Annotated in this window: 23 protein-coding genes and 1 pseudogene; 11 read left to right on the forward strand and 13 right to left on the reverse strand. The window is 69.2% G+C overall.

Annotation, left to right across the window (positions count from 1 at the left end):
• Positions 1-7: 7 nt before the first annotated feature.
• From BO996_RS02355 to BO996_RS02365, 3 genes are all read left to right on the forward strand, one after another.
• Positions 8-1081: a GNAT family N-acetyltransferase gene (locus BO996_RS02355; RefSeq protein ID WP_071953908.1), complete on the forward strand. Its 1074-nt coding sequence runs from the start codon at positions 8-10 to the stop codon at positions 1079-1081.
• A complete protein-coding gene (locus BO996_RS02360) occupies positions 1063-1974 on the forward strand; it encodes a hypothetical protein (protein ID WP_013800035.1) in 912 nt (303 codons plus the stop codon). The genes BO996_RS02355 and BO996_RS02360 overlap by 19 nt, the downstream gene beginning before the upstream one ends.
• A 68-nt stretch (positions 1975-2042) precedes the next feature.
• Entirely contained in the window at positions 2043-3365 is a 1323-nt protein-coding gene (locus tag BO996_RS02365; protein ID WP_071953909.1) for an SAM-dependent methyltransferase, read from the forward strand.
• On the opposite strand, the gene BO996_RS02370 is transcribed toward BO996_RS02365, so the two are convergent.
• From BO996_RS02370 to BO996_RS02410, 9 genes are all read right to left on the reverse strand, one after another.
• Positions 3328-4554, reverse strand: coding sequence for a DegT/DnrJ/EryC1/StrS family aminotransferase (locus BO996_RS02370; RefSeq protein WP_071953910.1), 1227 nt, complete (start codon positions 4552-4554; stop codon positions 3328-3330). The genes BO996_RS02365 and BO996_RS02370 overlap by 38 nt on opposite strands.
• Positions 4547-5041 (reverse strand): DMT family transporter, encoded by a 495-nt coding sequence (locus tag BO996_RS02375; protein WP_071953911.1) that lies wholly within the window; start codon positions 5039-5041, stop codon positions 4547-4549. The genes BO996_RS02370 and BO996_RS02375 overlap by 8 nt, the downstream gene beginning before the upstream one ends.
• 1 nt (position 5042) lies before the next feature.
• Positions 5043-5411: an EamA family transporter gene (locus tag BO996_RS02380; RefSeq protein WP_012202070.1), complete on the reverse strand. Its 369-nt coding sequence runs from the start codon at positions 5409-5411 to the stop codon at positions 5043-5045.
• Positions 5401-6348 carry an alpha/beta hydrolase gene (locus BO996_RS02385; protein ID WP_071953912.1) on the reverse strand — a complete coding sequence of 316 codons (948 nt, stop codon included), beginning with the start codon at positions 6346-6348 and terminating at the stop codon, positions 5401-5403. Before BO996_RS02385 ends, BO996_RS02380 begins: the two co-directional genes overlap by 11 nt.
• Before the next feature lie 174 nt (positions 6349-6522).
• Positions 6523-7227, reverse strand: a complete 705-nt coding sequence (locus BO996_RS02390) for an MtnX-like HAD-IB family phosphatase (RefSeq protein WP_071953913.1) — start codon at positions 7225-7227, stop codon at positions 6523-6525.
• Positions 7220-8164 (reverse strand): HlyD family secretion protein, encoded by a 945-nt coding sequence (locus BO996_RS02395; RefSeq protein ID WP_034397595.1) that lies wholly within the window; start codon positions 8162-8164, stop codon positions 7220-7222. Before BO996_RS02395 ends, BO996_RS02390 begins: the two co-directional genes overlap by 8 nt.
• Positions 8161-8919: an ABC transporter ATP-binding protein gene (locus BO996_RS02400; RefSeq protein ID WP_013800028.1), complete on the reverse strand. Its 759-nt coding sequence runs from the start codon at positions 8917-8919 to the stop codon at positions 8161-8163. Before BO996_RS02400 ends, BO996_RS02395 begins: the two co-directional genes overlap by 4 nt.
• 15 nt (positions 8920-8934) lie before the next feature.
• Entirely contained in the window at positions 8935-10089 is a 1155-nt protein-coding gene (locus BO996_RS02405; protein WP_012202065.1) for an ABC transporter permease, read from the reverse strand.
• Positions 10086-11558 carry an efflux transporter outer membrane subunit gene (locus tag BO996_RS02410; protein ID WP_043795644.1) on the reverse strand — a complete coding sequence of 491 codons (1473 nt, stop codon included), beginning with the start codon at positions 11556-11558 and terminating at the stop codon, positions 10086-10088. The genes BO996_RS02405 and BO996_RS02410 overlap by 4 nt, the downstream gene beginning before the upstream one ends.
• Before the next feature lie 344 nt (positions 11559-11902).
• Here BO996_RS02410 and BO996_RS02415 point away from each other — a divergent pair, with 344 nt between their 5' ends.
• From BO996_RS02415 to BO996_RS02425, 3 genes and pseudogenes are all read left to right on the forward strand, one after another.
• Complete coding sequence (locus BO996_RS02415; RefSeq protein ID WP_071957008.1) at positions 11903-12907, forward strand: fimbrial protein; 1005 nt, start codon at positions 11903-11905, stop codon at positions 12905-12907.
• A 133-nt stretch (positions 12908-13040) separates the two neighbouring features.
• A pseudogene (locus BO996_RS02420) lies at positions 13041-13765 on the forward strand (response regulator).
• The gene (locus tag BO996_RS02425) at positions 13750-14928 is read left to right on the forward strand and encodes a sensor histidine kinase (protein WP_012202061.1); all 1179 of its coding nucleotides are present in this window, start codon (positions 13750-13752) and stop codon (positions 14926-14928) included. Before BO996_RS02420 ends, BO996_RS02425 begins: the two are co-directional and overlap by 16 nt.
• Before the next feature lie 20 nt (positions 14929-14948).
• On the opposite strand, the gene BO996_RS02430 is transcribed toward BO996_RS02425, so the two are convergent.
• Entirely contained in the window at positions 14949-15608 is a 660-nt protein-coding gene (locus BO996_RS02430) for a TetR/AcrR family transcriptional regulator (protein WP_071953914.1), read from the reverse strand.
• Between the two features lie 45 nt (positions 15609-15653).
• Between BO996_RS02430 and BO996_RS02435 the strand changes: the two genes are divergently transcribed.
• Both BO996_RS02435 and BO996_RS02440 read left to right on the forward strand, forming a co-directional pair.
• On the forward strand, positions 15654-17348 hold the full coding sequence (locus BO996_RS02435) for an acyl-CoA dehydrogenase family protein (protein ID WP_071953915.1): 1695 nt from the start codon (positions 15654-15656) through the stop codon (positions 17346-17348).
• Positions 17349-17393: 45 nt separating this feature from the next.
• Positions 17394-18914, forward strand: a complete 1521-nt coding sequence (locus BO996_RS02440; RefSeq protein ID WP_071953916.1) for a class I adenylate-forming enzyme family protein — start codon at positions 17394-17396, stop codon at positions 18912-18914.
• Between the two features lie 45 nt (positions 18915-18959).
• Here the strand turns inward: BO996_RS02440 and BO996_RS02445 are convergent, their stop codons facing one another.
• Positions 18960-20072 carry a siderophore-interacting protein gene (locus tag BO996_RS02445; RefSeq protein WP_071953917.1) on the reverse strand — a complete coding sequence of 371 codons (1113 nt, stop codon included), beginning with the start codon at positions 20070-20072 and terminating at the stop codon, positions 18960-18962.
• Positions 20073-20186: 114 nt separating this feature from the next.
• Positions 20187-21215, reverse strand: a complete 1029-nt coding sequence (locus BO996_RS02450; protein ID WP_071957009.1) for a helix-turn-helix transcriptional regulator — start codon at positions 21213-21215, stop codon at positions 20187-20189.
• 135 nt (positions 21216-21350) lie between these two features.
• Between BO996_RS02450 and BO996_RS02455 the strand changes: the two genes are divergently transcribed.
• The 3 genes from BO996_RS02455 to BO996_RS02460 all read left to right on the forward strand — a co-directional run bounded on the left by BO996_RS02455 (position 21351) and on the right by BO996_RS02460 (position 24997).
• Positions 21351-22550 carry a threonine ammonia-lyase gene (locus BO996_RS02455; protein WP_065344929.1) on the forward strand — a complete coding sequence of 400 codons (1200 nt, stop codon included), beginning with the start codon at positions 21351-21353 and terminating at the stop codon, positions 22548-22550.
• Between the two features lie 106 nt (positions 22551-22656).
• Positions 22657-22806 (forward strand): hypothetical protein, encoded by a 150-nt coding sequence (locus BO996_RS29365; RefSeq protein WP_013800017.1) that lies wholly within the window; start codon positions 22657-22659, stop codon positions 22804-22806.
• Positions 22807-23131: 325 nt separating this feature from the next.
• The gene (locus BO996_RS02460; protein ID WP_071953918.1) at positions 23132-24997 is read left to right on the forward strand and encodes a phosphoenolpyruvate carboxykinase (GTP); all 1866 of its coding nucleotides are present in this window, start codon (positions 23132-23134) and stop codon (positions 24995-24997) included.
• Between the two features lie 142 nt (positions 24998-25139).
• Here the strand turns inward: BO996_RS02460 and BO996_RS02465 are convergent, their stop codons facing one another.
• On the reverse strand, positions 25140-25559 hold the full coding sequence (locus BO996_RS02465) for a hypothetical protein (protein ID WP_012202052.1): 420 nt from the start codon (positions 25557-25559) through the stop codon (positions 25140-25142).
• Between the last annotated feature and the right edge of the window lie 31 nt (positions 25560-25590).

Here is a 25590-nt window from a genome sequence, read left to right on the forward strand (position 1 = left end):
AGGCGCGATGCCCGCAGAGCGCCTGCACAACCAGCTCGAACCCCCAGGCCTGCTCGCGCAGTTCGCGGCCCATCCTCCCGAGGGCTTCGCACTGCTGCAGGACTGGCCGGCGCCGGCCTTCACGGCGCCCTTCGATCTTCTGACCACGGCGGACGACGCGCTCAAGGCGCGTCTTTTGTCGTTGCCCTGTGGCAGTTGGCTGTCGCGCCGGCTGCGCCTGTCCACCGACTTCGTGGGCACCACGGTCAGCGAGTACGCCGTGCTGCCCATGGGCATCCCTGCCGCCCAGCAGGCTGCCGCGCTGCGTGCGCGCGCAGGCCGGCGCATGCTGACCATCGTCAAGGACCTGCCCCAGGATTCACCGCTGCTGCCGGACGCCGACAACGCCCACGCACGGGCGCTGGCGCAGGCGCTGGCCGATGCGGGCTTCATCCTGGTCGAAGGCCAGGCCCTGGCCCATGTGCCCATCGACTTCTCCAGCCTGGACGAATACCTTGCGCGCCTGTCCAGGAGCCGCCGCCAGAACCTGCGCCGCAAGCTCAGGAGCCGCGCGCAACTGCAGGTGCAGCGCATTCCCACGGGCGCGGCCTTTGCCGATGACGCCTGCGTCGATGCCTACTACGCGCTGTTCGATGCGGTGTATGCGCAAAGCGAGATCCACTTCGACAAACTCACGCGCGATTTCTTCGCGGCCCTGCTGCGCGATGCAGGCAACGGCGGCACCGTGTTCGAGTACCGCGCGCTGCAGGACGACGGCACCCCCGGCGCGCTGCTGGGCTGGAACCTGTGCTTCGAGCACGGCGGCAAGCTGATCGACAAGTACATCGGCCTGTCCTACCCGGCCGCGCGCGAGGCCAATCTCTACTTCGTGAGCTGGATGGTCAACCTTGAATACGCCATCGAACGCGGCCTGAGCCACTACGTGGCCGGCTGGACCGACCCCGAGGTCAAGGCCCAGCTGGGCGCCAGCTTCACCTTCACGCAGCATGCGGTCTTCATCCGCAATCCGCTGCTGCGCGCACTGGGCCGGCGCTTTGCCGGCCACTTCGAAAGCGATCGCCAATGGAGCGAACAGAACTGAATGCCCAGCCGGTCGTGCTGGATGTGGATGGCTCGGTGGGGACCTTGCCCGGCGAGCTGCGCCTGCCGCTGCAGGACTGGCAGGAGCAGGTGCGCTTTGGCTGCGGCCTGCGCCGCTTTGCGCAGTTCCGCGCGGCGCTTGACGCGCAACTGCCCGCCGCGCATGGCACGGCCCTCATGGGCAGTGGCGACTTCCACCACCTGAGCTGGCCGCTGATCGAGCGCTGCATCACCGCCCAGGCCCTGTCCGCGGGCCGGCCGCTGCGCGTGGTCGTGCTGGACAACCACCCCGACAACATGCGCTTTCCCTGGGGCGTGCACTGCGGCTCCTGGGTGCGGCGCGTGGCCCTGCATCCGGCCGTCTCGCATGTGCATGTGGCCGGCATCACCTCCGGCGACATCGGCCGCGCGCACGCCTGGGAGAACTACCTCACGCCACTGCGCGCCGGCCGCCTGAGCTACTGGAGCGCGGGCGTGGACACGGGCTGGGCGCGCCGCCTGGGCGTGGATGCCGCCTTTCGCGGCTTTGCCAGCGTGGCCGACCTGTCGCGCACGCTGGCGCGCATGCTGCGCGAGCAGGCTCAGCCCACCTACCTGAGCATCGACAAGGACGTGTTCGCGCCCGAGGTGGTGCGCACCAACTGGGACCAGGGCCGCATGCAGGAAGGCGAGGCCCTGGACATCATCGGCGCGCTGGCCGGCCAGATCGTGGGCAGCGACATCACGGGCGATGTGTCCTCCTGGCGCTACACGACCTGGTGGAAGCGCTGGATGAGCGCCGGAGACGGCCAGGACACGCAGATCGACGCGCAGACGCTGGCCACCTGGCAGCTGGGCCAGCATGCCTTCAACGAACGGCTGGTCGAATACATCCAGACCTGCACCAGCCCCTAGGATCCGTTCACACCCCGCATCCCCCACGTCCGCGCACCGCGGCCGACCGCAAGACAGGAGGCAACCCCATGATCGACCGGCTGACCGAAAGACTGCTGCAGCGCAGTTTCACACCCCTGGTGCGCAAGGGACTGCTCGAAATCTGCCTGCCCTGGGGACGCATGCTGGCCTTCGGCGACGGCGGCCAGCCGCAGGCACGCATCCGCTTCACGGACAGGCGCGCGCTGTGGGCCCTGATGCGCGACCCGGACCTGAACCTTGGCGAGATGTTCATGCAGCAGCGCCTGGTGGTGGAGCGGGGCAGCATCTACGACGTGCTGGAGCTCGTGCTGCGCAACGCGCGCAACCTGCCCGTGCCGGCCAGCGTGCGGCTGCTCGATGCCTGGCGCATGCGGCTGCGCCCGCTGCTGCAGCACAACCGCCGCAGCAAGGCGCGCGCCAACGTGGCGCACCACTATGACCTCGACGACCGGCTCTATCGGCTCTTTCTGGATGGCGAGCGCCAGTACTCCTGCGCCTACTTCGAGCATGGCGACGAAAGCCTGGAGCAGGCCCAGCGGGCCAAGATGCGCCACATCGCCGCCAAGCTGCTCGTGGAGCCCGGCCACCGCGTGCTGGACATAGGCTGCGGCTGGGGCGGACTGTCGCGCTACCTGGCCGAGGTGGCTTGTGCGGGCCATGTGACGGGCGTGACGCTGTCCGGCGAGCAGCTGGCGGGCGCCCGCCAGCGTGCCGGCCAGTCCCCGTGCGCAGACCGCCTCAGCTACCGCCTGGAAGACTACCGCGACACGCGCGGCACCTTCGACCGCATCGTCTCGGTGGGCATGTTCGAGCATGTGGGCACGCGTTTTCACGACGCCTTCTTCCGCCAGTGCCGGGAGCTGCTGTCCGACGATGGCGTGATGCTGCTGCACTTCATCGGCAACAGCGATGTGCCCGACTTCAACAATCCCTGGATAGAGCGCTACATCTTCCCGGGCGGCCACATCCCGTCCCTGTCGGAGTTCACGCCGGCCATCGAACGCAGCGGCCTGGTGGTCACCGATATCGAGGTGCTGCGCCTGCACTATGCGCGCACGCTGCGACTGTGGCGCGAGCGCTTCATGGCGCGCCGCGACGAGGCTGCCGCGCTCTACGACGAGCGCTTTTGCCGCATGTGGGAGTTCTATCTGTCCATGTCGGAAGCCGCCTTCCGCTACCAGGACATCGCCATTTTCCAGGTGCAGCTGGCACGCCGCCAGGAAGCGGTTCCGCTCACGCGCGACTATGTCGCCGAACGCAGCCAGGCCCTGCGCGGGCGCGAGCCACCGCCCGGCGCCACGACACAACCCGGCGCCACGCAGGCCGCAGCCGTCAGCCAGGCGCGGCGTGCGGCCTCTCCAGCAGACTGAGCAAGGCCTCGAAGCGCGCGTCGTCGAACCACAGGCTGTTGCCCACGGCCACCAGGCGCCGTGCCCAGTCGCGCCCCTGGTCCACCACGTCCTGGCGCGCCAGGCCCAGCACATGGTCGTAGCGGCCATAGTCGGGCAGCACATGGACGAAGGGCAGCGACAGACCCCAGCCCCGCCCCCATTGCGCGCGCAGCAGCGCATCGCGCGTGGCGGCATCGCGCAGGCGCAGCAGCAGCACGGGCCAGACGCCTTGCGCACCCGGCACGGTGTCGCCCACCACCTCGATCCCATCGATGGCCGACAGCCAGGCACCGCGCTCACGGGCCTGGCGCTGCAGTCGCTGCTGGAAATCCGCCAGCCGCGCCAGCGCGCGCCGGCCCACGCGGCGGCGCCAGGCGCCCAGTTCATGGCAGGGAATGGCGTCGTCGAAATCATCGCCGGCGGCCTGCACCCAGTCGCTGCGCGACAGCGCATCGCGCAGGGGTCGGCCATAGGCCAGGTCCAGCCCGGCGGGGCGGTACAGCGCCGCATAGCCCAGCAGCTCCAGGCTGCGGCGCAACTCCCAGCCCCGGTCCTGGCGCACGCTGGCCGCATGTGTCTCGCGCAGTGCCTCGCGCAGCGCGGGGTCGCGCGCCAGCAGCACGCCACCCTCGAAGGTGGTCAGGCCCTTGCCCACGGCCAGGCTGTAGAAGCCCACATCGCCCTGCCAGCCCACGGGCTCGCCGCGCAGGCGTGCGCCCAGGGCCTGGGCCGCGTCCTCCACCACCCAGGCGCCCACGGCGCGCGCGCAGTCCACGGCTGTGGCCACGTCGGCCACGCGGCCGCACAGATGCGTGGGCAGCACGGCCAGGGTGCGTTCGCTGCACAGGGCGCGCAGGCGCGTGGGGTCCATGTCCAGCGTGTCGGCATGCAGATCGCACAGGCGCAGTTGCAGGCCGCAGTGCGCCACGGCCAGGGCCACCAGCGGGCAGGTATAGGCGGGTGCGATGACTTCGCTGCGGCCCGGCGCCAGGCGGCGCAGGGTCTGCAGCGCCACCATCAGCGCCGAGGTGCCCGAGCATTCAAGCTGCACGGCGGGCACGCCCAGCCACTGCGCCAGCGCCGTCGCCAGGTCCGCGTCGCCCCAGGGCAGCAGGTCGGCCGCGCGCAGCGGCAGGCCTGCCGTGGGCGGCAGCACGCGTTCAGCCACGGTGCGTGCCGTGCTCGGCCGAGGACGCCAGATGCGCGGCGCCCGCGCTGGCCGAACCCGCGCCCGGGTTGCCGCCCGCATGGCCCGGCGTGTCATCGTCTGCGCCGGGTCCCTCGGCCTCCTGCGTCTCGCTGACGGCCAGGCAGGCGATGCCGGCCACGATGAACAGGCAGCCGATGATCTGGGGCATGCCTATGCGCTCGTCGAACAGCCAGTACGACAGCGCCAGCACGGAAAGAATCTCCAGGTGCGATGCCGCAAAGGCCGGGCCGATGGGCGCGCGCTTGAGCAAGGTCATCCACGAGAAAAAGGCGCCGATGTAGCCCACGAAGGCGCCATAGATCCAGGGCTGGCCGAACACGCGCGCCAGCCAGGCCGTGGAGAACTCCAGCGGCAGCGCCGCATTGCCGGCCTGCTTGAAGCTCAGCTGGGCCAGCGTGTCGAAGGCCATGAGCACCAGAAAGCCGATGAAATAGAAACGCTTCATTTCAATGCAGGCCCACGATGGCGACGCCTATGGACACGAGGACAATTCCGGCGACCCGCATGGGTGCCAGCTTCTCGGCAAACAGCAGCCGGCCCGCGATCATGATGGCCACGATGTTGATGGAGCCCAGCAGCACGCCTTCGGACAGCGGCACCAGCGAGAGAAAGGCCAGCCACAGCACGAACTCGGCCACGTAGCAGCCCACGCCCAGCCACAGCCAGGGCCTGGAGGCCATGAAGCGCCAGCGCGCCAGGCCGTCGAGGTCACCGGGCTGGCTGGCGGCGGCCTTGAAGGCCAGCTGGCCCCCGCTGTCCACCAGCACGTTCAGCACCCACAGCGTGATGACCAGCGGAGAGAGATCACTGCCCATGCCGTGCGGCCTCCGCAGCCCGCACCTCGCGGGGGGCGGCACCGCTGGCGATGCGCGCCACGAATTCGGTGGTGCGCGCGATCACGGTGCGGCGGTCGCGGTCGATGGTGACCATGTGGTAGCTGTTGTCCAGCAGCACCAGCTCGACATGGGCCTGGCTGGCGCCATGCACGATGTCATGGGCGTTGGCCACCGACGAGATGTCGTCGTTGCGCGCATGGATGACCAGGCAGGGCGAGCGCAGCTGGGGCAGGCGCGCCAGCACATGGGCCGAGAGGCGGCGCAGCTCGATGATGGACCACCAGGGATTGCCCGGCAGGCCGGCCGCCGCGCTGTCGCCCGAATGCATTTGCTCGACCACGCGCGCGCGCAGGGCCTCGTCCTTGATGCCGTAGGGCGGCTGCTCCATGAACACGCTGTGGCGGCCAATGCCCAGCGCGCGGAACAGCGGCAGCAGGAAGGCCAGGCGCGTGTAGAAGGGAATGCTCCAGCCGTCGTAGCGGAAGGTGGTGGACAGGGCGCAGACGCCGTCCACCTTGTCGGGGTGGCGCTGGGCCACGGCCAGGGAGAGCACGGCGCCCATGGACAGGCCGCCGACCACCACATGGTCCATGTGCTGCGACAGCCGCTGCAGCCCGGCCTCCACGCTGGCCAGCCAGTCGGTCCAGCGCGTGTCCACGAGATCTTCCATGCTGCCGCAATGGCCGGCCAGCTGGACCGCATAGACGGTGAAGCCCTGCTTGTTCAGCCCCTTGGCCAGCAGGCGCATCTCGGCCGGCGTGCCCGTGAGCCCGTGCACCAGCAGCACGCCGGTGCGCGCGGCAGCGCCCGTGCCGGGCATGACGAATTCATGCTCGGTCACGCAGACGTTGTCCAGCCCCGTGGCAGCAGCCTGCTCGCTGTGCTGAACCAAGGAGAGCCCATCACTCAAATTCATGTCAATTTTCCATGACGCTGCGCGTCGCCCTCTGTCCATGAAACTGGCGTGCCCTGAAGCCAGAGACACCGAGGAAGGGCCTTGGCCGGCCGCGCCGCCCCGCACCGAAGGTATCGTCCCCCTTGGGGGGCGCCGTGCAACGGGAAGGCGCGAAGCGACTCAGGGGGTGGTATGTCATGCCAGCGCCTCCAGGCCCAGGACGACCTTGTCGAGCAGGGCCGTGGCCTGCTCGAAATGCTCGAAGGGCGCATGGGCGATGCCCCGGCTTTCGCAGTGGGCGATGAGCTTGTACTTGGCCAGCACGAAGTCGGCCCGGCCCGAGACGCAGAAGTCCGAGGTGCTGTCGCCCACGTAGAGCACGCGGCCGTGCAGGGCCTGCTGCTCGGCCAGGCGCTCGCACTTGCAGTTGCCGCTGGCGCGCGCGCACTGCGCGCTGGCCCAGGGGGAGTCCAGGCGCCAGCTGCGCTCGCCGGCCTGCACCAGGCGGTTGGCGATGACCTGCAGATGGCCCAGGCCATGGCGCTCCAGCACATGGCGTATGGCGTAGTCGATGCCGTCGCTGACCACCTGCACCACCATGCCGTGGGCCTGGGCGGCCGCCACGAAGCCGGCAAAGCCGGGGTCGATCTCGATGGTGTCCAGGTGGGCGCGCAGCTCGGCCTCGTCCATGTCCAGCAGCGCGACCTGACCCTTCATGCATTCGCGCGAGCCGATCTCGCCGCGCTCCCAGGCGTCTTCCAGTTCCTGCCAGCCGGGCTTGCCGAAGCGGTTGAGCAGGGTGTCGGTCACGTCCAGCAGGCTGATCGTGCCGTCGAAGTCGCTTTGCACCATCCAGCCGGGGGCGGCGGTGTCCAGATACAGGGGAATGCGCTTATTCATGAAACTGCACCCTTACGTTTTGACCCACGCGCACGGCGGCGGCGGGAGCTTGCTCGAAGACCAGCACGCACTCGATGACACGCACCGGCCCGCGCTGCTGGTCGTCCTGCAGCCGCGCCGTGCCATAGACGGGACTGATGCGCAGCACGCGTGCCGAGGGCAGTTGCTGCTGTGCGGCGCCATCGGCGTCCAGCGTCACCGTGGCCCGCATGCCTTCGCGCACGGCGGCGGCGAAGCTTTCGTTGATTTCGGCGCGCACCTGCAGCGGGCGCTGCGGCAGCAGCACCACGGCCGGCGTGCCGGGCACGGCCTGGCTGCCCGCGTGGGTGGCCAGGCGCACCACGGTGCCGGCCTCGGGTGCGCGCAGTTCCTGGCGCTTGTGCTGGGCGCGCAATTGTTCGAGCTTGCGCTGTGCCACCTGGGCCTCGGCCGCGGCCACGTCGATCTCGGCCTGGGCATCGCGCAGCGCCTGCGCGGCCTCGTCCACGTTCTGCGCATCGGCGGCGCCCTCGCGCGCTGCGGCCTGCCAGCGCGACAGGGTCTGCTTGAGCTGGGGCAGGCGCGCGGCGCGTGCCTTCTGGCGGGCCTTGGCCAGCTGGGCCTCGGACTCGGCCACGGCCAGGTCGGCCTGGCCCGTATCGTCGGCCAGCCTCAGCAGCAACTGGCCGCGCTGCACGGACTGGCCTTCCTTGACGGACAGCTGCTGCACCACGCCGGCCACGGCGGGCGACAGGTCCAGCAGGCCGCCTTCCACCTCGATCTTGCCGCGCGCCACGGCCACGGCCGCCGGGCCGTTTTGCTGCGCCTTGGCGCTGGCCTGGCCGGCATTGGCAGGCGCATCGTGCGAAGGACCGCAGCCCGCCAGCAGCGCGGCGGCGGCCAGCGCCGCAGCCAGACCGGCAGTGGACGCGGCAAGGCCGCTCAGGGGGTACTTCATTCTTTTTCCTTCAACGGGGAGGTCTGGCGCCAGTCGCTGCGGATGGCGCCGTCCTCCATGCCGAGCACGCGGTCGGCATGGCGCACCAGACGCGGGTCATGGCTCACGCACAGCACGGTCGTGCCATGGTTGCGCGCCGCGCGGTGCAGGATGTCGATGACGCGCTGGCCGCTTTCGGCATCCAGCGCACTCGTGGGTTCGTCGGCAAACAGCAGCTGCGGCGCCTTGGCCATGGCGCGCGCGATGGCCACGCGCTGCTTTTCGCCGCCCGACAGTTCGGCCGGGCGCATGTGGGCGCGGTGGGACAGGCCGACCTCGTCCAGCGCCTGCTGCGCGCGGCGCAGGGCCTCGTCGCTGCGCAGGCCCATGTAGCCCAGGGGCAGCTGCACCTGCTCGATGGCCGTCAGCGCCGGGAACAGGTTGAAGCCCTGGAAGACGAAGCCCGTGTGGCGCAGGCGGAATTTCTCCAGCGCCCGCGTGCCCAGCTTGCCCAGGTCCTCGCCCAGCGCCATGGCGTGGCCGCTGTCGGGCGCCTGCAGGCCCGACATCAGCGACAGCAGCGTGCTCTTGCCGCAGCCCGAGGGCCCGGAGATCAGGCTCAGCTCGCTCGGGTACAGCGACACGGACAGGCCTTGCAGCACCTGCACGCTGACCATGCCCGACAGGAAGGACTTGCACAGGCGCACGGCCTCCAGGCTGGGTGCCGTGCGGGGCGCCGCCGTGGGCGCGGGGGAGTGGGCATTCATCACGTTCATGGGGTCTGGCCGTCTTCAGCGCAGCAGCGTGGCCGGGTCGGCACGCAGCAGGCTGCGCATAGCGCCCAGGCCCGACAGCAGGGACAGCACGGCCACCAGCACGGCGCAGGCCAGCACGGCCGATGCGTTCAGCGCCACGGGCACGCGGTAGGCCATGGCCAGGGCCAGCAATACGGCGCTGGCCAGGGCGGCCATCACAAAGCCCAGGCCACCGATCCAGCAGGCCTGCTCGACCACCACGCGGCCCAGTGCCGCGCGGCTCACGCCCAGCGCGTTGAGCACGGCGTACTCGCGCGAGGAAGCGGCCACCACGGCCTTGAGCGACTGGCTGGTGACCACCGAGCCCACCAGGCAGACGATGACGGCCATGAACAGCACGCCCGCGCCGGCGCCCGTGTCGAACATCCAGTAGCGCTGCGAGCGCCGCGCGAATTCCCTGGCCGTCCAGGCCTCGTAGGGGCCGAAGCTGGGTGTGGGCTGGTTCAGGCGCTGCTTCACGGCCTTGGCCGAGGCGCCCGGGCGCACGCGCGCCACGAAATAGGTGCTGCCCTGGCCAGGGTCGCCCGCAATCTCGCGGGCCGTGGCCAGCGAGGCCAATACGTTCACGCCGCCCAGGCCACGCAGGCCGTCCACGGCCGCCACCACCTGCACGCGGTGGTTGTTGACCCAGGCCACGCCGCCTTCGCTGGTGCCCAGGGTCTGCAGGTCGGCCCGGTCCACGATCACGGCGCCGGTCTCGCGCAGGCGCTGGCGCTGCCAGGGCTGGAGCACGTGGGAAAACAGCATGGAGGCGTCATCGGTGGCAATGCCCGACAGGTAGACCGACACGCCGCCGCCGTGCTCGCTCGCCGCGCCGCCGGCCGCCGAGTCCGAGCGCCAGTCGCCGTCCACCCAGACATAGGGCTCGACCGCCGCGACATCGGGGTCCATGCGCAGGCGCATGTCCACGTCGCGGCCGATGGTGCGGCCGAAGTTCACGCTCTGCGTGCCCGGGTAGCCGATCCACAGGTCGGCCGAGGAAGCCGTCACATACAGCGCGGCCGAGCCGAAGATGCCCAGCACCAGCGCGGCCTGCATGGCCAGCAGCACGCCGGAGAAGCCCACGGCGAAGACGGAGGGAATGAAGCGGCGCCACTCGTGCACCAGCGTCTTGCGTGCCAGGGCGATCATGAGGGCGCTCCTTGTGCGAGCGGAGCCAGTGGAGCCATGCCGCTGTCGGCAGCGTCCTGGTCCTCGGCCGGCAGCGGCGCGCCGCCTAGGGCCTTGTACAGCGCCACGTAGGCCAGCGCATGGGCAGCCAGGGCCGTGGTCTGCTCGCTGCGCGCCTGCAGCGCGGCGCGCCGGGGCGCCAGGCCGCCGAATTCGCTGTCCAGGCCCAGCTTCAGGCGCTGGTCCTGCACGCGCTCGCGCTCGGCCAGCACCTGCTGGGTGGACTGCAGCGAGGCGATGCGCTCGCGCTGGGCGTCCAGCGCGGCCAGTGCGGACTCGACCTCGGCCACGCCGTCGAGCACGCTCTGGCGGTAGGCCTGGATGGCGGCCTGCAGCGCCAGCTCGCTGGCGTCGGCCTGGGAACGGCGGCGGCCCCAGTCGAACAGGGGAATGTCGATCTGCGGCCCGAAGGTGGGTGCGTTGTCCTGCGTGGTACGCAGGTTCTGGGTGATGTTGAACGAGTACAGCAGCGAGCCGCCGATCACGAAGCGCGGATACAGCGCCGCATGCGCAATGCCCTGCTCGGCCGCCGCGCGTTCCACGGCGGCCTGCGCCACCTGGATGTCGGGGCGCGTGCGCAGCAGGTCGGCCGGCAGGACGGCCACGCCCAGCGCCTGGGGGCCGGGCAGCGGGGCCTTGGCATCGGCCTGCAGCCACTGCGCATCGGGCCGCGTGCGGCCCAGCAAGGCGGCCAGCATGTGGGCGCTGCGGGCCTGGGTTTCGCGCAGGCTGGCACGCAAGGCCGCGCTCTGGCCGGCCTGCAGTTGCAGCTGGTGCACGGCCTCTGCCGTGCCCAGGCGCTGCTGCTGGCGCACCTGGGCCAGTTGCAGGGCACGCGCATCCAGCAGTGCCTGTTCGTCGATCAGGGCGCGCTGGCGCTGGGCCATGCGGATGTCCAGATAGCGGTGGACCACATCGGCCACCAGGGCCACGCGGGCCGCCTGCAGGCGGCCCCGTGCGTCAAGCACGGAGGCGGCGGCATTGCGCTCGCCGGCCTCGCGGGCGCCGAACAGGCCCAGGTCCCAGCTCACGTCGATGCTGGCGTGGAAATACGAGTCGATGGCCGCAATGTCCTGCAGCGTGCGCGCACCGGCCGTGAACACGGGCCGGAAGGCCGAGCCGGCCGTGCCGGCCAGCAGCCGTTGCTGGCGCAGGCGCGACTGGGCCTGGGACAGGTCGAGGTTGGCGGCCAGCGCCTCCTCGACCAGGGTGTTCAGGGATTCGTCGCCCCAGGCCTTCCACCAGCCCTGCAGGTCGGGCGCTGCGGCCGAGCCAGGTGCACCCGGCGCGGCGGCGGGCAGGGGCTGCGTCCACTGCGTGGGCACCGAGCCGTCAAGCTGCGCCGGAGGCGGCGAGGAGCAACCGGCCAGCGCCAGGGCGGCGCCCAGGCACAGGCTGGAGAGGCGATGCGTCGCGGCGGCGTGGTTCACGGGATGGACAGGCGGGAGGGGATGATCGAGGGGAGGGCCGGGAAAACGAGGCCAGGGAACCATGTCCCCGGATGGCCATTGGACGCGGCCAAGCTTGCGCGAGGTTGCAGGCTTTATGGAGGAAACATGGAGAGCGCAGCGCCTTGCGGGAGCCTCTCTGCCCCAACCCGGGCAAGAGCCAGTTGCGGACCGCCCCATCACTGGGGACTCGGATGATTCCGAGTTTATTTTCAGAACGCTCCAATTCCAATGCCGCATTCAGGTCAGTACATTGGCCGGATATCGCGCCCTATGCCACCCGTCCCAAGGCATTGATCCATATCTTCCAGGCTGGAGTTCACAGCATGTCTTTCACAGCCATCTTGCGCCATGCATTGGCCACGCCTCTCCTCTTGATTTTTTGTATGGCCCCTATTTCATCCTGCGCCCGTTGTTCCTCCCAGGGTTGGAATGCCCAGTTTCCGGGTTCAGCCAACACCCCCACCATCGTCAATGAAAATTATCCGATTGGCAGCGTTGTCTATTCCAGGACAATGGCTTTGCAAAATACCGGAGCCGGCAGCTACCACATTTCTTGCGACAATGATTTTTATTACATAGAAGGCATTGGAACGGAAAGCGGTGGAATATATTCCACCGCCATCCCCAACCTGGGCATGAAAATCACATGGGAAAGAGCCGCGCCTTATTCAGGGTCCATGCTGAAACAGGGCATATTCCATTCACTGCCAAGCAACAACATGACCCTCGAGCTCGTGAAAACCGGAGAACTCACATCTGGCGGTTCCCTGAATGGCAGCTTCGCACGGATCTACTCTGGGACCAGCAATGCCCGTGACTTGCTGGCCACGGTATTCTTTTCGAGTGGCATCACCGTCAACGTCAGCAGCCGCCCCAGGCCGCCGACCTGCCGGGTGTCCACGGGCAAGATCGACGTGACCATGGCCCCCGCCCCGTTCGCCGATTTCAAGGGAATCGGGTCCGTCACGGCAGCCAAGGACTTCAGCATCGAGTTGACTTGCGCGGGAGGCGAAGCCAATACACGCCTGACCGCCTTCATCACGCTGACGGATGCCACCCAGGCGACCAACCGATCGAGCACGCTGACGCTGGCCCAAAATTCCAAGGCCCGGGGTGTCGGCATACAGGTACTGAGAAACAACGTGCCCGTGAGCTTCGGCCCTGACTCCGGCAGCCTGGGCAATGCCAACCAATGGAATGCGGGCCAGGTCGCACAAGGGCAGAACAGCCTGAAGATTCCGTTGAGCGCACGTCTGGTGCAGACAGCCGGCAGCGTGACACCTGGCATGGCCTATGGCAGGGCGACCTTCACGATGAGCTACCAATAGCCGCTGATGGGTCCGCAGGAAATGAACAGCGCCAGCCTTGCGCGCGATTGCAGACTTCGTGGAGCCAATATGGAGGGGCGGCGGCATCCAGGGCATCGCACCATAATGTGCGCTTGGCCCTGCCAGCTTTCCCATGAACTCCACAGCACAGCCAACGGCAACCACCCCCTCGTGCTCGTCGTCGAAGACGAGCCCGCCATCGCCAGCATCCTGACGGCCTATCTCGAGCGGGACGGGCTGCGTTCGCGCATGGCCTCGGACGGCCAGGAAGCGCTGCAGCTGTTCCGCCTGCTGCGACCCGACCTGGTGCTGCTGGACATCCACCTTCCCGGCATGGACGGCATCGACGTGCTGCGCGCCATCCGCGATGACAGCCAGACGCCCGTGATCATGGTCACGGCCCTGGCCGACGATGTGGACAAGCTGCTGGCCCTGCGCCTGGGCGCCGACGACTACGTGGTCAAGCCCTTCAACCCGCCCGAGGTCGTGGCCCGCGTGCGCGCCGTGCTGCGCCGCACCCAGGCACGCAAGAACCCGGCGCCCGCGCCCATCCGCGTGGGCCCCATCGAGATCGACGCCGAGGCGCACAGCGCCGTGGTCTACGACAACGAGGGCCGCGCCCTGCCGCTGCCCCTGACGCTGACCGAATTCCGCCTGCTGGCCTGCCTGGCGGCCCAGCCCCGGCGCTGCTTCTCGCGCTCCCACCTGATCGAGCACTGCCTGCCCGAGAGCGATGCGCTGGAGCGCGTCATCGACTCCCACCTGTCCAAGCTGCGCCGCAAGCTGCAGCTGGCCGGCCAGGAAGGCCTGATCGAGACCGTGCGCGGCATTGGCTACCGGCTATGGCCCTGGGACTGAGGCCCAACCGCATCTGGGTGCGCTTCGGCCTGTGGATCACGGCCACCGTGCTCAGCACCATTGCCCTGCTGGCCATCGGCGTGCTGGTGTTCTCCGAGATCCAGTACCGCGACTTCTACAGCAGCCTGCCGCCGGCCGTGCAGATCGAGCTGGACGAACTCAACGCGCAGTCGCTGGAAGACAGCCCGCGCGCCATGCAGATCTACGGCCAGTACTGGACGGGCGATCTGCTGTTCGGCGAGAAATGGTCCCTGGTCATCGGCCTGCTGGTGTGCCTGCCCTTCGGGCTGGCCGTGGGCTTCTGGGTCTCGCGTCTGGTGACGCGGCCCCTGGCGTCCATGGTCGAGGTGGCCAAGCGCGTGGAGCTGGGCGACTTCAGCGCGCGCGCCCTGCCCGGCAAGGCCCATGGCGAGATGGCCGAGATGGTGGTGGCCTTCAACCGCATGATCGATTCGCTGGAGACGCTGGAGGCCGAGCGCCGCGCCACGGCGGCCTCGATCTCGCACGAGCTGCGCACGCCGCTGACCGTGCTGCAGGCGCGCCTGCATGCCATCTGCGACGGCGTCATCGCCGCAGACGACACCGAGCTGAACACGCTGCTGTTCCAGGTCGAGCACCTGGGCCGGCTGGTCGGCGACCTGCACACGCTGTCCATGGCCGATGCCGGCCAGCTGTCGCTGCAAAAGCAGCGCCTGGACCTGGCCGAACTCGTGGCCGAGACGCTGGACCACCTGCACCCCCAGCTCCTGCAGCATGGCATGCAGCTGGAGATGCACCTGCCCGCGCCCAGTGACATCGGCATGGCCGACATCCGTGCCGACGCCGACCGCATGCGCCAGATCCTCTCCAACCTCGTCAGCAACGCCATCCGTCATGCGGCCAGCGGCGCATGGCTGGGCGTGGCGCTGACGGTGGAATCCGATATCGAAGGCCGTGCCTGGGCCGTGCTGCGCATCAGCGATGCCGGTCCCGGCCTGCCCAGCGAGCTGCGCGCCCACCCCTTCCAGCGCTTTGCCCAGGTGCCCGGCAAGCGCCGCCGCGAGGGCTCGGGCCTGGGCCTGTCCATCGTCAAGGCACTGACCGTCTCCCAGGGCGGCAGCGTGGAGGCCGACGACTCCGAGCAGGGCGGTGCCCGCTTCACGCTGCGCTTTCCGCGCGTCTGATCCTGCGCCGCCGGGGGCCGCTACGCGGACGGAGCCTGCACCTCGCGCAGCAGCGCATGGATGGCCCAGCCCAGCGGCGCGCGCAGCTGCTGCAGCGTCTGCTGCGGCCCCAGCGCCAGCAGCGACTGCGACACCCAGCCATAGGTCAGCGTGTGCAGCAGCCGTGCCAGGGGCTGGGCCGACGCGGGCAGCGGCGGATCGCAGTCCTGCAATGCCGTGCCCCACAGCTGTACATAGGCCTGGTAGTGGCGGCGGAAGGGCTCGGGCGCGGACACCTTGCGCTCCAGCATGAACAGCGCGGCCCACATCGGCGCCTCGCGCGCAATGCCGTCGACCAGGGTGTCCAGCAGGCGGTCCACGCGCGTGGCCAGCGGCATGCCGGCACTGTCCTGCAGCGTCTGCAGCCCCTGGGCGTGCAGGGCCTGCACCTGGCGGTGGATGCACATGGCCGCCAGCGTGTCCATGTTGCCGAAGTATTCATAGAAGGTGCCCAGGCCCACGCCGGCCACGGCGGCCACCTCGCGCACCGTGGTGCGCTCGTAGCCCTGCTCGATCACAAGCCGAACAAAGGCGTCCTGCAGAGCCTGCGACGTGGCCTGCGCGCGCGATTGCAGGGGGCGGCGCCGCACTTTGGGCGGCTGCGGCTGCTGCCGTGAAACCCGAACACCTTTGCTGGGCATTTTTCCTAGACTTTTGCGTTGAGACCAACGATCACGGAGACACGCATGAGCACCGGCCAGACATTGCAGACAGGGCACACCTGGAACACGCACGACGTCCTGAACCAGGTCGACGAACTCACCGACTTCAACCTGCTGGAGGCCGACCCTGCCCTGGCCGAGGCCCTTCAGCGCAACGGCGCCGCGCGCCACATTCCGTCGCTGTCGCGCTATGCGCAGCAGCTGGGCGAGCGCGCCACCTGGGAGCTGGCCGAGCAGGCCAACCGCCACACGCCCGAGCTGCACCGCTTCGACGCGCGCGGCCGCATCATCGACGCCGTGGAGTTCCACCCGAGCTGGCACACGCTGCTGGGACTATACCGGCAGCAGGGGCTGATCTCCCTGCCCTTCGAGGACAGCAGCGCGGGCCGCTGGAGCGCCTGGGCCGCAGGTTTCTACCTGCATGGCCAGGTCGAACAGGGCACGCTGTGCCCGGCCACCATGACCACGGCCGCCATCCCGCTGCTGCAAAAGGAACCGGCGCTGTGGCAGCAGCTGCAGGGCAAGCTGTTCAGCCACGAATACGATCCGCGCGACCTGCCCGTGGCCGACAAGGCATCGATGTGGCTGGGCATGGGCATGACCGAGAAGCAGGGCGGCTCCGACGTGCGCGCCAACACGACGGTGGCCATGCCGGTGCACGCCGGCGGGCGTGGCGGCGAGTACCTGCTGCGCGGCCACAAGTGGTTCTTCTCGGCACCCATGTGCGATGCCCACCTGGTGGTGGCGCGCATGGGGGAAGGCGGTGGGCAGGCCTGCTTCTACGTACCGCGCTGGCGCCCGGACGGCAGCAGGAATGCCGTGCGCGTGCAGCGCCTGAAGGACAAGGTGGGCAACCGCAGCAACTCCAGCAGCGAGGTGGAGTTCGAGGACGCCTGGGGCATCCTGATGGGCGAGGAAGGCCGGGGCATTGCCACCATCATCGAGATGGCCACCTACACCCGCCTGAACTGCGTGCTGGGCAGCGCCGCCATCCTGCGCTCGGCCACGGTGCAGGCCCTGGCCTATGCGCGCCGGCGCAGCGTCTTCGGCAAGCAGCTGGCCGAGCAGCCGCTGATGCGCACCGTGCTGGCCGATCTGGCGCTGGAAAGCGAGGCCGCGCTGCAGATCGCCATGCGCCTGGCCCAGGCCTATGAGCGTGGAGGCGACGAGGGCGATCCGCTGGAGCGCGCCTGGAAGCGCATCATGACGCCAGCGGCCAAGTTCTGGGTCTGCAAGCGCGGCGTGGAGCTGACGGGCGAGGCCATGGAGGTGCTGGGCGGCAACGGCTATGTGGACACGGGCGTGATGGCGCGCCTGTTCCGCGAGGCGCCCGTGAACTCGATCTGGGAAGGCTCGGGCAACGTCATGTGCCTGGACGTGCTGCGCGCCATCTCACGCGAGCCCGACGGCGCACAGCTGCTGCTGCAGGACCTGATCGACACGGCAGCGGGCGAGCCCGCGCTGCTGCAGCAGGCGCAATCGCTGGCACGGCGCCTGTCCGGCCCGCCTGACCAGCTCGAGGCCCAGGCACGCCGCCTGGTGCAGGACCTGGTGCTGCTGGCCCAGGCCTGCCTGCTGCGCCGCCATGCGCCGCCCGCAATGGCCGACGGCTTCATCGCCACGCGCCTGGGGGCGCAGCAGGGCGCCATGGTGGCGGGCGCCTTCGACCCGGCAGGCCTGGACATCGCCGCCATCCTGCAGCGCGCGCTGCCCGCCTGAAGCGGCCGCCGGCCCACCACACAACAAAGCACAAGGAGACAAGACATGAACCTGCTCGACGCCTTCGACAGCGCCGTGCGCAAGACGCCCGCCAAGGCCTTTCTGCGCGACCGCGGCGCCTCCATCAGCTATGCCGACATGCAGCGGCGCTCGCAGCGCGCAGCCGCCGTACTCCAGGCCCAGGGCGTGGGCCGGGGCGATACCGTGGCCCTGATGTGCCTGAACACGCCGGGCTTTGTCGAAGCCCTGTTCGGCGCCTGGCGCCTGGGCGCCGCGCTGGTGCCCGTCAACCACAAGCTGCAGGCGCCCGAGCTGCAGTACATCCTCGACCACGCGCAGTGCAAGGCCCTGGTGTTTGACGCCGCACTCGCGCCCGTGGTCGCCGCCGCGCAGCACCCCTGCGCCCGCCTTGTGACCGAGGCGCAAGATGCCGTCCCAGGTGTCCAGGACTGGGACACGCTGGTGGCGGCCGCCAGGCCCATGGAAGGCACGCGGCCCGCCGATGGCGACATCGCCCAGGTGCTCTACACCTCGGGCACCACGGGCCGGCCCAAGGGCTGCCTGCTGAGCCACCGCGCCGTCACGCTGGCGGCGATCACGGCGGCGCTGGGCCTGTCCATCACGCGCGAGGAACGCACGCTGATGGCCATGCCCATCTGGCATTCCTCGCCGCTCAACAACTGGTTTGGCGGCACGCTGTACATGGGCGGCACCGTGGTGCTGCTGCGCGAGTACCACCCGCAGCATTTCCTGCAGGCCGTGCAGGACGAGGGCGTGACGCTGTACTTCGGCGCCCCCGTCTCCTACTTTGCGCCGCTGCAGATGCTGCCGGACTTTGCCCGCTACGACCTGAGCAGCGTGCGCGCCTGGGTCTACGGCGGCGGCCCCATCGGCGCCGACATGGCACGCAAGCTGGCCACGGCCTACCGCAGCGACCGCTTCTACCAGGTCTACGGCATGACCGAGACCGGCCCCACGGGCACCACGCTCTACCCCGAGGAGCAGGTGGAGCGGGCCGGCTCCATCGGCCGCGTGGCCCTGCCCGGCGTGGACATGCGCGTGGTGCGCGACGACGGCGAGGATGCCGGCCCGGGCGACACCGGCGAGATCTGGCTGCGCACCGGCAGCGTGATGGACGGCTATCTGCACGATGCCCAGGCCACGGCTGCCGCCTTCGCACCGGGCGGCTGGTACCGCACGGGCGATCTTGCGCGCCTGGACGACGCGGGCTATCTCTTCATCGTGGACCGGACCAAGGACATGGTCATCACGGGTGGCGAGAACGTGTATTCCAAGGAGGTGGAGGACGCGCTGTCGGCCCATCCCCAGGTCGCCGATGTCGCCGTCGTGGGTAGGCCCCACGCCGAATGGGGCGAGACCGTCGTCGCCCACGTGGTGACGCGCGGCGAGGCCGCGCCGCAGGCCGAGGCACTGCAGCAATTCCTGGCCGACAGGCTGGCGCGCTACAAGATCCCGCGTGAATTCGTCTTTGCGGCCAGCCTGCCGCGCACGCCCACAGGCAAGCTGCAGAAATTCCTGCTGCGTCAGGAGCGCAGCGCCACCTGAGGCGCCGGCCCCCTGCGTGGCCTACTTGGCGGCCTACTTAGCGGCCTACTTCGCGGCCTTGAAATCCGACTCGCTCATGCCGCGCCGCCAATAGGCCACGACCAGCTGCTCGTGCTTTTCCAGCCCGCGCTCCTCGCGCGCCCACTGGCGCACGGCCTGGGCGGTGTCGAATTCGCCAGCGGCCCAGACGAAGCGGCTGGCGGGATGACCGGCCAACGCATCCGGCCAGCGCACGGCGCGCAGCGCGTCGATCAGCAGCGTGGTGGTGCCGGCCTCGGCAGCGCCCCGGTGCAGCCAGTGCCATTGCAGGCCTTCGGGCGCCTGCACGGGCTGCTCGTCCTGCGGACCCTGGACTTCGGCAAACACATGGCCGCGCGTGTGCGCCGGCAGGGCGGCCGCAATGCGCAGCATGGCCGGCAGGCCGGTGTCGTCGCCGGCCAGCAGCATCCAGTCGGCCGGGGTGGCCGTGCGCCCGCCGGGGCCGGTCATGCCGATGCGCTGGCCCGGCTGGGCGCGCGCGGCCCAGGCCGACCCGGGGCCTGCATCCTCGTGCAGCACGAAGTCCACGTCGATCCATCCGTCGGCGCCGTCTTGGGCCATTCCCATCGCACGCATGGTGTACGTGCGCATATCCAGGCGCCCGTCACCCGCGGGCAGGCGCAGCAGGCCACTGGCCGACAGCGTGGGCCATTCGGGCTCGGTCACGCCGGGCTGGGGGAACAGCAGCTTGACGTGGATGTTGGTGTCCTGCGCATAGCGCGCCATGTCGTCGCAGGCAAAGCGCACGCGGCGCATGTGCGGCGTGAGATCGCGCACGGCCAGCACCCGCAGCTCGCGGAAGGCCGGCGGGCGCTGCAGCGCGGCGCCGTCACCCTCCCAGGCCAGGGAGCCATCGGCGGCGCCCGTGGCCTCCAGCAGCAGGTGGGCCAGCATGAGCTTCATGTCCTGCAGCAGCTCCACGCCCGGCGCCGCCACCTCGGCATGGACCTGCCCGCCCTCCAGCCACAGCTGGCCCCGGCCGCCTTCGTAGTCGGCCACCCAGCGCGTGCCTTCGCGGCGCACGGTGATGTCGTGCTCCTGCATGTGCCCGACGATGGCGGCGATGGCCTCCTCGGCCCTGTCCATGCGCACCGAAGTGCGTGCCTGCAGCTGTGTCATTGACGGATGTCCTTTCGTTCGGTGATTGCAGCATCGCGTGGCGCCCGCGGGGTTTGCGCCAGCCCCGCCGACGTTTGCGCAGCGCGCCCATCAGCCCATAAGCCCATCAGGCCCTCAGAGCCTGGCGCGCACCAGCTTGGGAGAGATGCCGAAGCGGCGCTTGAAGGCCGTGGAGAAATTGGCGGCGCTGGAATAGCCGGCCGCATGCGCGACCTCGGAGACGCTGCAGCCCGTCTGCTCCAGCGCGGCCCAGGCGCGTTCCAGCCGCTGCTCGCGCCGGTACCCGTCGATGCTCGATCCGTAGGCCAGGCGGAACTGGCGCTGCAGGGCGCTGGCGCTCAGGCCGACCTCGCGAGCGATCTCGGCCAGCGGGCGGCAGCCGTCGCCGCCACTGTCCAGCAAGGCCTTGAGGCGCGCCATGCGCCGGTGTTCGCGCACGCCCAGCACGCCCGGCACGGTCTGCGCTGGGTCGGGCTCGGGCGCGTCCAGCGCCTGCACGGCCTCGTGCACCAGCTCCAGCGTGCGGCTGGCCAGCAGCAGGGGCGCAGAGCCTTCGCGCGCCAGCTGGATGATTTGCTCGGCCACCGCCACGGCGCGCGGCGATGGCTGCCAGGGCTGTATGGCCAGCAACTGCTGCTCCATCCAGTGCCGCAGCAGCGGTGGCGCGACCATGGGCAGGGCCTGGGCGGCAAACCATTGCGGCTGCACGGTGATGCTGAGCTTGCGCTCGAACTTGCCGCGCCGCCAATGCCGCATGAACATGTCGCCGGGCCGCGAATGGATGACGGCGCCGCAGGCCTGCACATGGGCACCGGCCGGGCTGGCGGGCGCCACCTGCATCTGCAGGCCCTGGCTGCCGAAGGCCACGTCCACGCAGCCCTCCAGCAGCACGACCAGGTGCAGCCCCGGCACGGCCGGCGAACGCGTGTTCATGGTGCGCAGGTCGCGCGCCTCCACGCCATGCAGCCACAGGCCGGGCTGGACCTGCCAGGACTGCAGGTGCCCGGCCAGCAGCGCGTCCTCGGCCGTGACCTCGGCGTCGAGGATGCGGTAGTCGGGACCGCTGAAGTCGCAGGCACGCAACGTGCCCCGCCCCAGCCAGCGCGGAGGGCGTGCAGGTGTTTGGACAGAGGAAAGAGCCATGGCCAGCCGGAGCGGTGTGCGCCCCAAAGACAAGAATGATTCTCATTTTATGGATCGCGCCGGTGCGGCGCTTTCTGCGGGGAATCCATGGCGTGCCCTGCCGCGCGCCCGGGCCGCCGTGCGCCACAATGCGTGATGCTCAGCCTCCAAGACATCCAGAACGCCGCCGACCGCCTGCGCGGCGCCGTGCTCGAAACGCCCTGCGTGGAATCGCGCACGCTGTCCCAGATCACGGGAGCGCAGGTCTATCTCAAGTTCGAGAACCTGCAGTTCACGGCCTCATTCAAGGAACGCGGCGCCCTCAACAAGCTGGCCCAGCTCTCGCCCGAGGAGCGCGCACGCGGCGTGGTCGCCATGAGCGCCGGCAACCATGCCCAGGGCGTGGCCTACCACGCGCAGCGCCTGGGCGTGCGTGCCGTCATCGTCATGCCGCGCTTCACGCCGGGCGTGAAGGTGGAGCGCACGCGCGGCTTCGGCGCCGAGATCGTGCTGCACGGCGACTCCCTGGCCGAGGCGCGCCAGCATGCCTACACGCTGGCCGAGCAGCAGGGCCTGTGCTTCGTCCACCCCTATGACGACGAGCAGATCGCGGCGGGCCAGGGCACGCTGGCGCTGGAGATGCTGGCCGAGCAGCCCGACCTGGACCAGCTCATCGTGGCCATCGGCGGCGGCGGCCTGATCGCGGGCGTGGCCACGGCTGCCAAGGGACTGAACCCGGGCATCGAGATCATCGGCGTGCAGACCCAGCGCTTTCCGTCCATGTTCAATGCCGTGCGCCAGGCCGGGCTGCCCATGGGCACCTCGACCATCGCCGAGGGCATTGCCGTCACCCAGCCCGGCGCGATCACGCAGGAAGTCGTATCGCGCCTGGTGGACGACATGCTGCTGGTCGATGAAGGCGACATCGAGCAGGCCGTGCTCATGCTGCTGGAGATCGAGAAGACCCTGGTCGAGGGTGCGGGCGCCGCGGGCCTGGCCGCGCTGCTGCGCCATCCGCAGCACTTCGCGGGCAAGAAGGTGGGGCTGATCCTGTCGGGCGGCAACATCGACCCGCTGCTGCTGGCGGCCATCATCGGGCGCGGCATGGTGCGCTCCGGGCGGCTGGCGCGCATCAAGGTCAGCGCGCGCGACGTGCCCGGCGTGCTGGCGCGCATCACGGCCACGGTGGCGGCGGCGGGGGCCAATATCGAGGAAGTCCACCACCAGCGCGCCTTCACCATGCTGGCCGCGCAGAGCGTGGAGATCGAGCTGGTGCTGCAGACCCGCAACAAGGCCCACATCGAAGAGGTCATCGCTGCCCTGCAGGCCGAAGGCATGCAGGTCAACGCCGTCTAGAGCCCTAGCAGGCCCCTGGCCCCTTGTGTCATGGCTTTCCCCGAAGGCGCTGGCGGGCAGGCCTGCCTAGAATGGGGCATCCCCATTGGCAGCCAGGAGCTTTTGCATGTCGCATGATCCCGCAGCGAACCACGGCGAGCAGTCGCCCCCCGAAGACGCCACCGAGGCCATCGTCCCCTACATGCCCGTCATCCTGCCCCTGGCGGGCGCCGTGATGATGTTTCTGCTGGCCTTCATCGCCGTCAACATGGCCTGATACGGCCCCTTCGTCCCCTGCACCAAGCCCCGCTTTGCGGGGCTTTTTGTTTGCCTATTGCATAGGCAAACAGACAGATCATCTTGCATATTTCAATGCACAGAATGCATAGTTTTTGCCATTCGTTTGCTGACAAATTCGTGACCGCTCCCTAGAATCGAATTCCCAGCCGGTGCGCCGCCAGCTTCCGCCAGCGCCGCCTCGCCGCCCCGAGAAGAGCTTCCTTCGCGCGCCGACTGAACAAGAGCCCGTTTCTCAAAGTTGGTGCGGCAACAGGCGCGTCCCCTTTGAAAAACTGGTTTTTTCAATTGAAGGAAGCTCCGCGATGAACGCACCCGTCATGCAAGGCCTGAACATCCAGGCCCCTGCCTACGTCAAGAACAGCCGACTGATCGCCTGGGTGGCCGAGATGGCCGCACTGTGCAAGCCCGCCCGGATCCACTGGTGCGACGGCTCCCAGGAAGAGTACGAGCAGCTGTGCCAGCAGCTCGTCGATGCCGGCACCTTCAAGAAGCTCGATCCCGTCAAGCGCCCCGGCAGCTACCTGGCCTGGTCCGACCCGTCCGACGTGGCGCGCGTCGAGGACCGCACCTACATCTGCTCGGCCAACAAGGAAGATGCGGGCCCGACCAACAACTGGATGGCCCCGAACGAGATGCGCGCCACGCTGCAGCCGCTGTTCGACGGCTGCATGGCCGGCCGCACCATGTATGTGGTGCCTTTCTCCATGGGCCCCCTGGGCTCGCCCATCGCCCACGTGGGCGTGGAGCTGTCCGACAGCGCCTATGTGGCCGTCAACATGAAGATCATGACCCGCATGGGCCGTGCCGTGTATGACGTGATCGGCGTCGAAGGCGAGTTCGTTCCCTGCGTGCACACCGTGGGCGCGCCCCTGGCCGAAGGCGAGAAGGACCAGACCAGCTGGCCCTGCAACAAGACCAAGTACATCGTCCACTACCCCGAGACGCGCGAAATCTGGAGCTATGGCTCGGGCTACGGCGGCAACGCCCTGCTGGGCAAGAAGTGCTTTGCGCTGCGCATCGCCTCCACCATGGGCCGCGACCAGGGCTGGCTGGCCGAACACATGCTCATCCTGGGCGTGACCAACCCCCAGGGCAAGAAGTACCACGTGGCTGCGGCCTTCCCCAGCGCCTGCGGCAAGACCAACTTCTCCATGCTGGTGCCGCCCAAGGTCTTCGAAGGCTGGAAGGTCACCACCATTGGCGACGACATCGCCTGGATCAAGCCCCAGGCCGACGGCTCGCTGCGCGCCATCAACCCCGAAGCCGGCTACTTCGGCGTGGCCCCGGGCACGAACTACCACACCAACCCCAACTGCATGGCCAGCCTCGACAAGAACGTGATCTTCACGAACGTCGCGCTGACCGATGACAACGACGTGTGGTGGGAAGGCATGGACAAGGACACCGGCAAGCAGCCCGATCACCTGATCGACTGGCAAGGCAAGGACTGGACGCCCCAGATCGCCCGCGAAACCGGCGCCAAGGCCGCCCACCCCAACGCCCGCTTCACCGTGGCCGCGACCAACAACCCCGCGCTGGACGAAGCCTGGGACGATCCCAAGGGCGTGAAGATCGACGCCATCATTTTCGGCGGCCGCCGCTCCACCACCGTGCCGCTGGTGACCGAGGCCCGCAACTGGACCGAAGGCGTCTACATGGCCGCCACCATGGGTTCGGAAACCACGGCCGCCGCCTTCGGCGCCCAGGGCGTGGTGCGCCGCGACCCCTTCGCCATGCTGCCGTTTGCCGGCTACAACATGAGCGACTACTTCCAGCACTGGCTCACGCTGGGCGCCAAGATCGAAGGCCAGGGCGCCGCCCTGCCCAAGATCTTCACCACCAACTGGTTCCGCAAGAACGCCGACGGCAAGTTCGTCTGGCCCGGCTACGGCGAGAACATGCGCGTCCTGAAGTGGATGATCGACCGCCTCGAAGGCCAGGCCCAGGGCGAGCAGACCGCCTTCGGCATTGCGCCCCAGTACGCCGAGATCAACTGGACCGGCCTGGACTTCTCCGCCGACCAGTTCGCCAGCGTGACCAGCATCGACAAGGCCGCCTGGGCCGAGGAAATGCAGCTGCACACCGAGCACTTCGACAAGCTGGCCCACAAGCTGCCTCAAGAGCTGCTGGTGACCAAGGCTGAACTGGAAAAGCGCCTGGCGGCCTGATCCGGCGCCAGCCCATGGAAAAAGCCTCGCACTGCGAGGCTTTTTTTGTGGCGTTTCAACGACGCCCCCAGACAACAAAAAAGCCGCGCCTTGTGGGCAGCGGCTTTTTTGGAGGAGCGCCGAAAGGCGCCCCAGGCAGAGATCAGTTGCCTTGCCTATCCATGGCGCGGGCCAGGTCGGCCATCAGGCGAGCGTCCTGCAGGGCGGCATTCCAGATGCGCTCGTCGGCAGCGGCCTGCTGGCGGCTCTCGGTCCAGGCGCGGTAGCCGGCGCGGGCCGTCATGGCAGCGCGGCGGGCGGGAGCGGAGAACAGGGCCAGGCCCATGAAGGCGGCAACCCACAGCACCACCCAGGCGCCCAGCATGTGGCCGTCGGTCCAGTTGTGGGCGACCTCGTTGACCACCACCATCAGCGCGGCCACCAGGGCAGCGAGCAGCAGGGCGCTGGCGCCACGCTTGCCGGAGAAACGCTTGGCAGCGCTCTTGCGGTCATCGGCGGCTTGATAGACATGCACCACACCAGGGTGCTCGACACAGTAGGAGTTGTAAATGAAGTTGCTCATGGCAGATAAACCCAGTTAAATAGCCGCTTTT

The organism is Delftia sp. HK171 (assembly GCF_001886655.1).
Classification (GTDB): Bacteria; Pseudomonadota; Gammaproteobacteria; order Burkholderiales; family Burkholderiaceae_C; genus Comamonas; species Comamonas acidovorans.